Below are 12,176 nucleotides of genomic sequence, written 5' to 3' on the forward strand. Positions count from 1 at the left end.
AATGCAGCAAAACTATGATGAGCCAGTGTTTTTAATAAGCGTTGTTGCCAAAGTGCTAAATATCCATCCACAAACCCTAAGACAATACGAGCGCGAGGGTTTAATACAACCATCGCGCACAGACGGCAAAATGCGTTTATACAGCCAAAAAGATATGGACAAGATTAAAACTATTTTATGCTTGACGCGAGATTTGGGGGTAAATTTAGCCGGCGTTGATGTGATTTTGCGCCTAAAAGAACAAATCAATGAATATGAAATTTTAATCGAAGAGCTAAAAAGCCAAACCAAAACCCCAGCCCAAAACATAGAAAAAAAGCGTTCTTTGGTAAAAAAAAGTAAGTTTGATTTAATTTTTATTAAAAAATAAAGTTAAAATTTTAATGTGGGTTTGCTTGGCAAGCATTTGTGGCTGGGCGTTTATTTTAAAGATATTTTAAAGCAAACATTTGAAATTTTATGCGTTTATTTTAGGCAAATATTTTTGTTTTGGGTTTAATTTTGCGAGCATATTGAGATTAAAATTTTAAAATTTGTCTTATTTTAAAAAAGTAAAAATTAAAATTTAAGAAAAAATATTTTTCATTTTGTTTAAAAATATTAGAAAAATTATTTTTAATATATATTTAATGTAATTAATACTTTTAGTGATTATTTCGTGTTTTTATTCATTTTAGATAATATCAGTGTTATTTAAAAACTTACTTAAAATTTAACGCAAATTTAATACAAATTTAAGCAATAGTTTTATCAATTTTTGTTAAAATTACGCATCATTTAATGATAATTCCATCACAGGAGGACTTGATGCAACCAAGCAATGCATTAAATTACGACTTTGGCGTTGCTAAATTGTTCATGTTTTCTACGCTAATTTTTGGCATCGTGGGTATGGGAATTGGCACGCTTATAGCGTTTCAAATGGCATACCCAGATCTCAATTATATAGCTGGAGAATATGGCACTTTTAGCCGTCTTAGGCCATTACATACCAATGGCGTGGTATATGGCTTTATGCTTTCGGGTATTTGGGCGACATGGTATTATGTAGGCCAAAGAGTTTTGAAGGTGTCAATGAATGAAAGCAAATTTCTTACTTTCATTGGCTATTTACATTTTTGGCTTTATATTGTGGTTATCGCTCTTGCGGTAGTTACGCTATTTGCTGGTATTTCTACTTCAAAAGAATACGCAGAACTTGAATGGCCGATAGATCTTTTGGTTGTAGTAGTTTGGGTGCTTTGGGGCATTTCAATCTTTGGACTTATAGGCATACGCCGTGAAAAAACGCTATATGTATCTATTTGGTATTATGTAGCGACATTTTTAGGTGTAGCAATGCTTTATTTGTTTAATAATATGGCTGTGCCTACTTATTTTGTAGCTGGCATGGGTGATTGGTGGCATTCTGTTTCTATGTATGCTGGCAGCAACGATGCGCTAGTACAATGGTGGTGGGGACATAACGCCGTGGCATTTGTTTTCACAGTGGCAATTATCGCACAAATTTATTATTTCTTACCAAAAGAAAGCGGGCAACCTATTTTTAGCTATAAACTTTCTGTATTTGCATTTTGGGGCTTGATGTTTGTGTATTTATGGGCTGGCGGACACCATTTAATTTATTCAACCGTGCCTGATTGGATGCAAACTATGGGTTCAATTTTCTCAGTGGTGCTTATCTTGCCAAGCTGGGGTTCAGCCATAAATATCTTGCTTACAATGAAAGGCGAATGGGATCAACTCCGCGAAAGTCCGCTTATTAAATTTATGATTTTAGCTTCTACATTTTATATGTTCTCAACCCTTGAAGGACCTATTCTTTCTATCAAATCAGTAAATGCCATAGCGCACTTTACAGACTGGATACCAGGGCATGTGCACGATGGCACACTTGGCTGGGTTGGCTTTATGACTATGGCAGCGCTTTATCATATGACCCCACGCGTATTTAAGCGCGAAATTTATTCTAAATCTTTAATGGAAGCACAATTTTGGATCCAAACAACTGGTATCGTGTTATATTTTGCGTCTATGTGGATAGCAGGTATCACACAAGGTATGATGTGGCGCGCCACTGATGAATACGGCAATTTAGCTTACACCTTTATAGATACAGTAACCGTGCTTATCCCATACTACTGGATACGCGCTATAGGTGGCTTATTATATTTAATAGGCTTTTTCATGTTTGTTTATAACATACTAAAATCTTTGAGTGCAAGAGAGCTTGAAAAAGAGCCTGTTAGCGCATCACCAATGGCAGCGTAAGGGAGGATGATATGTTTAGTTGGTTAGAAAAAAATCCATTCTTCTTCGCAGTTTTTGTTTTTGTATTTATTGCTTATGCTGGTATAGTTGAAATTTTACCTGATTTTGCTGATAGAGCAAGACCTACAAAAGATACTAAACCTTATAGCGTATTAGAGCTTGCTGGGCGTCATGTTTATATCAGCGATAGCTGTAATGCATGTCATTCACAGCTAATCCGTCCGTTTAAAAGCGAAACTGACAGATACGGTGCTTATTCAATAAGTGGCGAATTTGCTTACGACCGCCCATTTTTGTGGGGTTCAAAACGCACAGGCCCTGATTTAGCTCGCGTAGGTAATTACCGCACAGCTGATTGGCATGAAAATCATATGAAAGATCCAGTTATGATGGTGCCAGGCTCGATAATGCCAGCATACAAACATATGTTTAGCAAAAATGCTAATATAGAAACAGCTTATGCTGAGGCTTTAACTGTTAAGAAGGTATTTAATGTGCCTTATGATACAGAAGGTAATCCTAAGCTAGGCACTTGGGAAGAAGCGCAAGAACAAGTAAAAGCAGAGGCGCAGGCTATAGTTGATCAAATGAAAGATCAAGATGTTAAAGATGCATTCGCTCGTGGCGAAATCCGCCAAATAGTAGCGTTAATAGCATATCTAAATAGCTTGAAATAAGGCAAAGCTATGAGTGTAGAGACTATGAGAGAACTTCAAGGATATGGTTTTTTTATCCTTCTTGTCGCTATGGTGGTTATATTATATAGCTATTGGTTTCATCTAACTCGCTCTGAAAAGTCAGGGCGCAGAAACTACGAAAAATACAGCCGTTTAGCCCTAGATGATAATTTAGATGATAAAACCATAGAAGCTAAACAAAACTCTACATCTAGCGATAATAGGAGCAGTAAATGAAATGGTTTAATTTAAGTGATAATATCAACTTACTTACTTTCATCGGCGCCATAGCTATTATTTTGATTACAGTTGTAGTCGTAGTCAGGCTATTTGGAGCTATGAAAGCAAAATCGGAAAAAGGCGAACTAAGCGAAGAAAATTGGGATGGTATCGGCGAGTACAAAAACCCATTGCCAGTAGGCTGGGCTGTGTGCTTTGCTGGTGTGATTATTTGGGCTTTATGGTATTTTTTAGTGGGTTATCCGCTAAACTCATATTCACAAATCGGCGAATATAACGAAGAAGTAAAAGCCTATAACACATCTTTTGAATCAAAATTTGCGAATGTTCAAGGCGATGAATTGATTAGAATGGGCGAGCAAGTATTTTTAGTCCAATGCTCTCAATGCCACGGCGTAGATGCTACTGGCATAAATGGCAAAGCAGCAGATCTTACAGCCTGGGGTAGCGAAGAAGCCATCTATCAAACAATAGTTCAAGGCTCAAAAGGTATGAATTATCCTCTTGGCGAAATGTCAAAAGGCGCTGATTTAGGCATAGATGATGCTACGGCAAAAGCCATAGCTGCTTATGTAGCACTTGAAATTTCAGCTATCAAACAAACCAAAAACCCAGCTCTTGTAGAAGCAGGACGCGAAGCCTATGTAACTTGCACAGCTTGTCATGGCGAAGATGGCAAGGGAATGGATGCAATGGCACCAGATCTTACAAAATACGGCAGTGGTGAATTTGTAGTGGATGTGTTAAATCACGGCAAAAATGGCTTTATCGGCTCAATGCCTAATTTTTCAACAACAGGCGTGCTAAATGCTGTACAAGAAAAAGCCGTTGGCGCATACATAAGCTCACTAAGAGGAGAATAAGATGGAAAATACAAATAGAAGCGTATTTGCATTTCAAGGAATTCCTGGTATGTTAATAGCTACTGTATTGCTACTTAGTATATTAGCGGTGCTTACATACTTAGGTATAATCGCCCAACAAGATGCGATGCAAAAACCTTATAATTTTGAGCGTAGCGAATTAACAGATGTAAAAATGCTAGACAATACAGATACTAAATTTAAAATAATGAGAACCAAGGAGTAAATATGAAAGTACTTGATTATATCATCGTTCTTGGGCTTATAATTTCAGCGGCTGTGTGCGCGTGGAGCGTATTAACCCCAAATCACCTTTTTATCGGCTGATTTTTTAAGATGAGCTTATGTAGCGCATAAGCTCTTAGCAAATTTAAGCGAGCTTGCATTTGCTGGCTCGCTTTTTTTATTTAAGGGTTTTTTGTGTTTAGAAATTTTATATTTATTTTCTTTTTATCTTATTTTTTGAATGCTAATGTTATAGATGATGCAAGGCTTTTAAATCCTAATGTTTTAGATAAAATAGGCAAACTAGGCAAAGAGCTTGAAAGCAAAACCGGCATAAAAGTAGTTTTACTAACAAGCCAAAACAAAAATAATCTAAGTTTAAATGAGCTTGTAAAGCCGCATTTACCGCGTGCGCCTTATGTTCTTTTGGTGCTTGTGCCAGCTAAGGCAGGCCAAAAAAGTGGCAAGGTGGATTTATTTCTTTCAGATGCGAGCTTAGTAGATAAAGATGAAATTTTAAGTCCGCGCCCAAACACAGGCTCGATTTTGCCTATTTTGGTGGCAAATAAAGCAGAAGATATCTATAACGCTGCTTTATTAAATGGCTACGCTGATATTTGCGAGCGCATAGCAACTAGCAAAAACATCACGCTAGAAAACGCCATTGGTAGCTCAAACCGCACCACTTTAAATATCTTGCGCTATTTAATTTATGGCTCAATTTTACTAGTTGTGGGCCTGCTTGCTTATAAAAAATATTTCAAAAAAAGAGAAAATGCAAATGAATAGCCAAAACCTCACGCGCGCAAGGGCTTATTATTATGAGTTTTTAGCCTTTGCTTTTTTCTTTTATGGCGATGATGATAGCAGATTTAATATTTTTAAAAATCAAGCCAGCTACTTAGCACAAAGTCCTTTAAGTGATGAAAATAAAGGCGATTTTGACTTGCTGGGTGGGATTGATTTTGCTGAGTTTAAAACAGAGCAAAATGCTGTGCTTTTTGATTTAAGCTACGGAAATATTCCTTTGAATATATCATTTTATGATGAAGGGCGCGATAATGGCGCACAAAGGCTTAAAGTAATTGAAATTTTAAAAAAAAGCAAATATAGAAGAAATTTTAAAATCTGCCAAGAAAGCGAGGATTTTATAGGCTTTGTCCTTGCGCTTGTTAGTTCGTTTTTAAAAGATAGCTTAAATGAAAACGCACAAATTATAAAAGAGCAAAATTACAATAGCTTAGAGCTTGCAAATGAGCTAATTATTGCCGTGCTAAATCCTTTTATAGACGAGCTTTGCGAGCTTTTAATGGCTCATAAAGATGCTAAAATTTTTAAAGCACTCGCAAATATTATGAATGAGTTTATGAATGTCGAGCGAGTATTTTTAAACATAAAAGCACCACCTAAAAAGGCTACAAGTATGGCAAAAACAGCAATGGCTATGAAGCCATTTAAAACCAAAATGCCAAGCGCAAAAAGCAAAATCCACTGGGATGAATTTAGCCTTTTATAAAATAATTTATTTAAATTAAAATTTCTAAGTAAATTATATTTAAAATTTAAATACAAATTTTATTATATAGCGATATTTAGCGCCAATTTACAATCTAAATCTTTAAAGCTAAATGAGTTATAATTATTTATAAGCAATTAAACTTTATCGCTCAAAAACTAAAATTTTGAATAAATAAATTCTAAACTATCTCAACTTAAAATTTTAAATTAAGCAGTAATTAACTCTTAAATAAAAAGCCCAAATTTTAAAGAATTATATAAAATTATTGATTATTTCATTATTTTGAGATTTCTTAATGCAAACTTATAAAAAATAACTAATTTCTAAATAAAGTATATGTTAAAAAGCAATTTATTACAATTTTACGCGATAAAACCACACAGAAAGGATCAAAATGCAAAATAGACGCGAGTTTTTACGCAAAAGCCTGAAAATAGGCGCCATAGCTGGTGCGGTAAGCCTTGGAGCTGCTAGCGTTGGCCCTTCAAGCAAAGAAACTTCAAGCAATGGCGTAGTAAGCGGTAAATCAAAGAAAAAAGAAGTGCTTTACCATAAAACAAAAATATGGGAGCAATATTATAAAATCGCATACTAATAAATATAATTTAGTAAGTTATAAAGATCAAAATTTATGAAAGGATAAACATGAGCGAGAGCAAAATTGGTAGGCGTTCGTTTTTAAAGCTAGCCACGCTTGGTGCGGCTAGCTCTACTTTATTTGGTGCTAGTAACCAAACACTAAGCCAATTACCAGCAAATGCGCCAGATCCATATCCTGGGTCAAAAAAAGTGCGCACAATATGTTCGATTTGTAGTGCGGGTTGTGGCATAGAAGCTGAGGTAAAAGATGGCGTTTGGGTGCGCCAAGATATGGCTATAAATCACCCTATGTCACAAGGTAGCCATTGCTGTAAGGGCATAGATCAAATAGATCTAACCAAATCAAAACAGCGCATAAAATTTCCTATGAAAAAGGTAAATGGCAAGTGGGAGCGTCTTAGCTGGGAGCAAGCCATAAACGAAATAGGCGATAAACTCTTACAAATTAGAGCCGAAGATGGACCTGATTGCGTGGAGTTTTTAGGCTCAGCTAAATTTAGCAACGAGCAAGCCTTTTATTTTAGAAAATTTGCGGCATTTTGGGGCACTAATAATATAGACCATGTAGCCCGCATTTGACATAGCGCAACAGTCGCCGGTGTGGCGAATACTTGGGGTTATGGCGCTATGACAAATCACTTTGGTGATGTGGCTGCGAATTCAAAGGTAATTTTACTAATAGGCGCAAATTCTGCCGTGGCAAATCCAGTTGGTGCTATGAAGCACTTTTTACAAGCCAAAGATAGAAATAATGCGAAGTTAATAGTAGTAGATCCTGTTTATACAAAATCAGCAGCAAAGGCTGATTATTATGTGCGTTTGCGCCCAGGAACTGATATAGCATTTGGCTATGGTATGCTTCATTTGATCTTTAAAAATGGCTGGGAAGATAAAAATATGCTAAAAACTCGCACCTATGCCATTGAAAAAATCCGTGAAGAAGCGGCAAAATGGACGCCAGAAGAAACGCAAAATGTTACAGGCATACCAGCAGAGCAGTTAATACAAATCACGCGTATTTTTGCTACTACTAAGCCTGCTACCTTGGCTTGGGCTCTTGGCGTTACTCAGCATTCTGTTGGTAGCTCTAATACAAGGATTTATTCTATCATTCAGCTAGTCCTTGGTAATATGGGCATAAAAGGCGGTGGCTGTAATATAATCCGTGGCCACGATAATGTCCAAGGCGCAACAGATATGAATAATTTAGCAGATTCTTTGCCGGGTTATTATGGCTTGGGCGATGATGCGTGGAGGCATTATTGTAAGGGCTGGGGGCAAGACTATGATGAGTTTATCAAGCGTTTTGCAACTAGCGTAAAAGAGCCACGAGATAAATTAGGCCAAGCTGTAAAAGGGACAAATTTTAAACAATATTTTTATTACAACCAAAATCACCCAGAAGAGCGCACTTGGCGTAATGAAAAGGGTTATTCGCTTTCTAAATGGTGGCAAGGCGTGCTAAAAGAAGAAAATACCTTTTCTAGCGGTAATTTACGCGTGCTATGGGTTCAAGGCACAGGCATAACCTCTATGGCGCATTTAACCAAAATCAAACAAGCCATAGATAAGCTTGATATGCTAGTGGTTGTAGAGCCTTTTGTTAATGAAGTGGCGATTTTGAGCGAGAGAAAAGATGGAGTTTATATCTTGCCAGCTTGTACTCAGTTTGAAAGTAGCGGTTATGTAAGCGCTACTAACCGCTCAGCACAATGGCGCTCACAAGTTATTAAGCCTATATTTGAAAGCAAACAAGACCACGAAATAATGATGCTTTTTGCTAAAAAATTTGGCTTTTATGATGAATATGTCAAGGGCTTGATGATGGATATTGTAGATGGAGAGCCAAAGGTAGTAAAAGATAGTTTTATTTGGCCAGATGATGCTACAAATGAAATCGCAAGATGCACTCAAAGCATAGGCAATATGGGGCGCACAGCAGATAGATTAAAAAGACATCAGCAAAATTGGGAAAATTTTGATCCAAATACCTTAAAAGGACGAGAAGGCACCCCAGTAGCTGGTGAATACTACGGCTTACCGTGGCCTTGCTGGAACAAAAACCACCCAGGCACGCCTATAATGTATGATATAAGCACACCTGTATGGCAAGGCGGTATGGGATTTAGAAATCGTTTTGGCTTAGAGCATAATGGCATAAGCCAGCTTGCCGATGAGAGCGTAACAATAGCTGGCTCAAAAATAAAAGGTGGCTACCCACAAATCACCAAAAATAATATAGAAAAAGTCCTTGGCATAACCCTAAGCAAAGAAGAAAAAGAAAAAATGGGTAGCTCGTGGAGTATGGATTATAGTGGCACAATCTTAAAATACTGCGAAAAATACGGCATTAGCCCTTGTGGTAATGCAAGAGCGCGCGCTATGGTTTGGGAGTTTGTAGATCCTATACCAAAACATAGAGAGCCAATTCACAGCCCGCGAAAAGATTTAGTAGAAAAATACCCAACCTTTGGCGACCAAGAGCGAAATTTCCGTGTATCTACAAAATTTATAAGCGAACAAACAGCAAAAGATTGGAGCAAGGATTTCCCTGTGATAATTAGCTCAATGCGCCTTGTAAATCTTAGCGGTGCTGGTATGCTTGAGCGCACTAGCAAATACCTAGCAAATATCACACCTGAAATGTTTGCGCATGTAAATCCTGCCCTTGCTGGCAAATACGGCATACTTGATGGAGAATATATGTGGATTCATAGCCCACAAGGCACGAAAATTAAAGTCAAATGCATTTATTCGCATTCGGTTACGCCTGATAGAATTTGCTTGCCTTATAATTTTGCTGGTGTGATGCAAGGGGTGGATTTAAGCGCGCGCTATCCTGAGGGCACAAAACCTTACATCATAGGCGAAAGCTCAAATACAATAACAAATTACGGCTTTGACATAGTTACGCAAATTTCAGAATTTAATGCCGGACTTTGTCAATTAGAGCGTTGTAAAGATCAAAGTATGTTTAAAACGCAATTTTTTGACGAGGAGGCAAAATAATGGCAAGAATGAAATTTTATGTAGATAACAACCGCTGCATTAGTTGCTTTGCTTGCCAAGTAGCTTGTAGCTCAGCACATGAGGTGCCAGTAGGCATAAATCGCCGTAAGGTCATAACCCTAAATGATGGCATAGAAGGCAAAGAAGTATCTTCTACCATAGCTTGCCAGCATTGCACCGATGCGCCTTGTGCGCAAGTTTGCCCTGTAAAATGCTTTTATATCCGCGAAGATGGCATAGTTTTACACGATAAAAAAACTTGCATAGGCTGTGGGTATTGTTTGTATGCTTGTCCTTTTGGTGCGCCACAATTCCCAAGAGATGGTGCTTTTGGCATTAAAGGCGCGATGGATAAATGCACGATGTGTGCTGGCGGCCCTGAGCCTACAAACTCTCACGAAGAGCGCGAACTATACGGACAAAACCGCATCGCTGAGGGCAAAATCCCTATGTGCGCGGCGATTTGCTCAACTAATGCTTTATTAGTAGGCGATGCCACCGAGGTTTCAAATGTATATCGCAAACGCGTCCTTAGCAAGGCAAACTCGGGGCGCACAAATGAATTAGGATTATAAATAATGAAAGGAATTTTGGCTCTTTTATTGTGCGCGCTTTATGCCTTTGGTGCTAGTGGCTCAAACCAGCAAAATAGCGCTATTTGGGGCGATGCCCGCATAGAAAATATAAATAAATACCAAGACGGCCTAGCACCACTTTGGGTAGAGCTTCAAGGCGGACATTATTTTGCTTATGCCTTAGTGATTTTGGTTGCTGTGGTGGTTTTTGCTTTTGTTTTGCATTATTTAATAGTTGGGCCACGCCATTATCGCCACGATGGGCAAAAAATTTACGCCTTTAATTTATTTATTCGCATAATCCACGCCCTAGCTGCTATTAGCTGGGTGATTTTAGTGCCAACTGGTGCCATTATGATGTGGGGCGAAAGTTTTGGTGGCGGTGCTTTTGTGCGCTTTTGTAAAAATGCCCATGGCTTTGCTACCATACTTTTTGCCATTAGCGTTTTGCCTATGGCAATTTACTGGTTTAAGGCAATGCTACCAGCCCTTTATGATATAAAATGGATGATGATGGTAGGCGGATATTTAAATAAAAAGCATCAAGCCATACCAGCTGGCAAGTTTAATGCCGGACAAAAAGCTTGGTTTTTCATAGCAGTGCCTGGTGGGATTATTATGATAATAACGGGCGCGTTTATGTATTTTATGGATTTTGCCAATGGCGATGTTGCTAGCTTTTTTGGTTTAAGCCAGATTGAGCTTTTGCGAGCTAGCGCGATAATTCACAATACTCTTGGCATAGTTTGTGCCGTGTTTTTGCTAGTTCATTTATATATGGCAGTAGTTGCCGTAGCTGGGGCAATACACTCAATGATAACTGGCTACCAAGAAGAAGAAGAAATCTACACCCTTCATCACTACTGGTACCAAGAGCTAAAACGCAAGGGCATAGTCAAAAAGTCCAAATATGAAGATATTTATAAACCATTAGAGTAGATTAAAATTTGCTTAAATTTTAATCTTTTTGGCGCGCTGGTTTAATTAGCGCGCTAAATTTCAATTAAAATTTCTCTAAAACATTTAATAATTTATATAAATTTCAATTAAAATTTCTCTAAAATTTCATAATTTGTATTACGCTTAGCAGGAATTTCGCCCAAATCTTTAATAAGCGCAATCATTTCATTTTGGCTCATTGAATTACTTGCGCCAGCTGCTTTTACGACATTTTCTTCAAGCATAGTAGAGCCTAAATCATTTGCGCCAAATTTTAAAGCCAACTGCCCTATTAAGCTACCTTGCGTTACCCAGCTGCTTTGGATATTTTTTACATTATCTAAAAACAATCTAGCCACTGCTAAAAGGCGCAAATAACGATTAGAGCTTTGTTTTTTAATTTCTGGGTGTTCTTTGATTAGTTTTGTGTTTTTGCTTTGAAAACTCCATAAAATAAAAGCACGAAAGCCACCAAACTCATCTTGGAGTTTTCTAATTTTTTCAAAATGCTCTACTATCTCGCGCTCATTTTCAAGCGTCCCAAACATCATAGTAGCCGTTGTTTTCATACCTATTTCGTGCGCTGCATTATGGACATCAAGCCAAGCTTGGGATTTAATTTTTTTTGGCGCGATTATTTGACGCACTCTATCACTTAAAATTTCAGCCCCAGCACCTGGTATGCTATAAAGCCCCTTGGCTTGTAATTTTTTAAGCACATCTTTATAGCTTAATTTTGAAATGTGCGCGATATAATCTATTTCTTCGGCTGAAAATCCGTGAATTGTGATTTGTGGATATTTTTTGGCAATATGATCTATTAAATCCTCATACCAGCTTAATTTAAGGCTTGGATGAACGCCACCTTGAAATAAAATTTGCGTCCCGCCAATAGCTAGCAATTCATCAATCTTAGCATCAATCTCATCATAGCTTAAAATATAAGCATCATCGTCTTTTACGCGCCTACAAAAAGCACAAAATTTACAATCCACCCAGCAAATATTTGTGTAATTTATATTTCTATCAACTATAAAAGTGGTGATTTTTTGCGGGTGCAAGGCTAATTTACGCTCATAAGCCATACGCCCAAGCTCGCATAAATCGGCATTTTGTATTAAATCAATGGCTTCATTTACGCTCATTCTTTGCATTTTTAATCCTTAAAAGCCGTGATTTTACACCAAATTTACAAATATTTAGCGCATTTTAAAGCAATTTTTTATACAATCAGCAATTCTATCACTTAAAAAGAGCG

Annotated in this window: 13 protein-coding genes; 12 read left to right on the top strand and 1 reads right to left on the bottom strand. The window is 37.5% G+C overall.

The features are described from left to right. Window position 1: 1 nt before the first annotated feature. The 12 genes from CINF_RS06790 to CINF_RS06850 all read left to right on the top strand — a co-directional run bounded on the left by CINF_RS06790 (window position 2) and on the right by CINF_RS06850 (window position 10,918). Window positions 2-370 (top strand): heat shock protein transcriptional repressor HspR, encoded by a 369-nt coding sequence (locus tag CINF_RS06790; protein WP_178696265.1) that lies wholly within the window; start codon window positions 2-4, stop codon window positions 368-370. A 437-nt stretch (window positions 371-807) separates the two neighbouring features. Next, window positions 808-2,271, top strand: coding sequence for a cytochrome-c oxidase, cbb3-type subunit I (gene ccoN / locus CINF_RS06795; RefSeq protein WP_178696263.1), 1,464 nt, complete (start codon window positions 808-810; stop codon window positions 2,269-2,271). 11 nt (window positions 2,272-2,282) lie between these two features. Further along, window positions 2,283-2,948 carry a cytochrome-c oxidase, cbb3-type subunit II gene (gene ccoO, locus CINF_RS06800; protein WP_179974993.1) on the top strand — a complete coding sequence of 222 codons (666 nt, stop codon included), beginning with the start codon at window positions 2,283-2,285 and terminating at the stop codon, window positions 2,946-2,948. A 9-nt stretch (window positions 2,949-2,957) separates the two neighbouring features. Next, complete coding sequence (locus CINF_RS06805; RefSeq protein ID WP_178696259.1) at window positions 2,958-3,185, top strand: cytochrome c oxidase, cbb3-type, CcoQ subunit; 228 nt, start codon at window positions 2,958-2,960, stop codon at window positions 3,183-3,185. Further along, on the top strand, window positions 3,182-4,051 hold the full coding sequence (locus tag CINF_RS06810) for a c-type cytochrome (RefSeq protein WP_179974994.1): 870 nt from the start codon (window positions 3,182-3,184) through the stop codon (window positions 4,049-4,051). Before CINF_RS06805 ends, CINF_RS06810 begins: the two co-directional genes overlap by 4 nt. A gap of 1 nt (window position 4,052) precedes the next feature. Continuing rightward, window positions 4,053-4,277, top strand: coding sequence for a DUF4006 family protein (locus CINF_RS06815; RefSeq protein ID WP_179974995.1), 225 nt, complete (start codon window positions 4,053-4,055; stop codon window positions 4,275-4,277). 194 nt (window positions 4,278-4,471) lie between these two features. Further along, window positions 4,472-5,065, top strand: coding sequence for a hypothetical protein (locus CINF_RS06820; RefSeq protein WP_179974996.1), 594 nt, complete (start codon window positions 4,472-4,474; stop codon window positions 5,063-5,065). Continuing rightward, a complete protein-coding gene (locus tag CINF_RS06825) occupies window positions 5,052-5,792 on the top strand; it encodes a molecular chaperone TorD family protein (protein ID WP_179974997.1) in 741 nt (246 codons plus the stop codon). The genes CINF_RS06820 and CINF_RS06825 overlap by 14 nt, the downstream gene beginning before the upstream one ends. 397 nt (window positions 5,793-6,189) lie before the next feature. Next, window positions 6,190-6,390 (top strand): Tat pathway signal protein, encoded by a 201-nt coding sequence (locus CINF_RS06830; protein ID WP_179974998.1) that lies wholly within the window; start codon window positions 6,190-6,192, stop codon window positions 6,388-6,390. 50 nt (window positions 6,391-6,440) lie between these two features. Next, a complete protein-coding gene (locus CINF_RS06840) occupies window positions 6,441-9,404 on the top strand; it encodes a formate dehydrogenase subunit alpha (protein WP_240156107.1) in 2,964 nt (987 codons plus the stop codon). Next, window positions 9,404-9,979 carry a formate dehydrogenase FDH3 subunit beta gene (fdh3B, locus tag CINF_RS06845; protein ID WP_178696245.1) on the top strand — a complete coding sequence of 192 codons (576 nt, stop codon included), beginning with the start codon at window positions 9,404-9,406 and terminating at the stop codon, window positions 9,977-9,979. The genes CINF_RS06840 and fdh3B overlap by 1 nt, the downstream gene beginning before the upstream one ends. A gap of 3 nt (window positions 9,980-9,982) precedes the next feature. After that, the gene (locus CINF_RS06850; protein ID WP_179975000.1) at window positions 9,983-10,918 is read left to right on the top strand and encodes a formate dehydrogenase subunit gamma; all 936 of its coding nucleotides are present in this window, start codon (window positions 9,983-9,985) and stop codon (window positions 10,916-10,918) included. Window positions 10,919-11,025: 107 nt separating this feature from the next. Here the strand turns inward: CINF_RS06850 and CINF_RS06855 are convergent, their stop codons facing one another. Beyond that, a complete protein-coding gene (locus tag CINF_RS06855) occupies window positions 11,026-12,072 on the bottom strand; it encodes a dehypoxanthine futalosine cyclase (RefSeq protein ID WP_179975001.1) in 1,047 nt (348 codons plus the stop codon). Window positions 12,073-12,176: the final 104 nt, after the last annotated feature.

The organism is Candidatus Campylobacter infans, from assembly GCF_013416015.1.
In the GTDB taxonomy this organism is placed as follows: Bacteria; Campylobacterota; Campylobacteria; order Campylobacterales; family Campylobacteraceae; genus Campylobacter; species Campylobacter infans.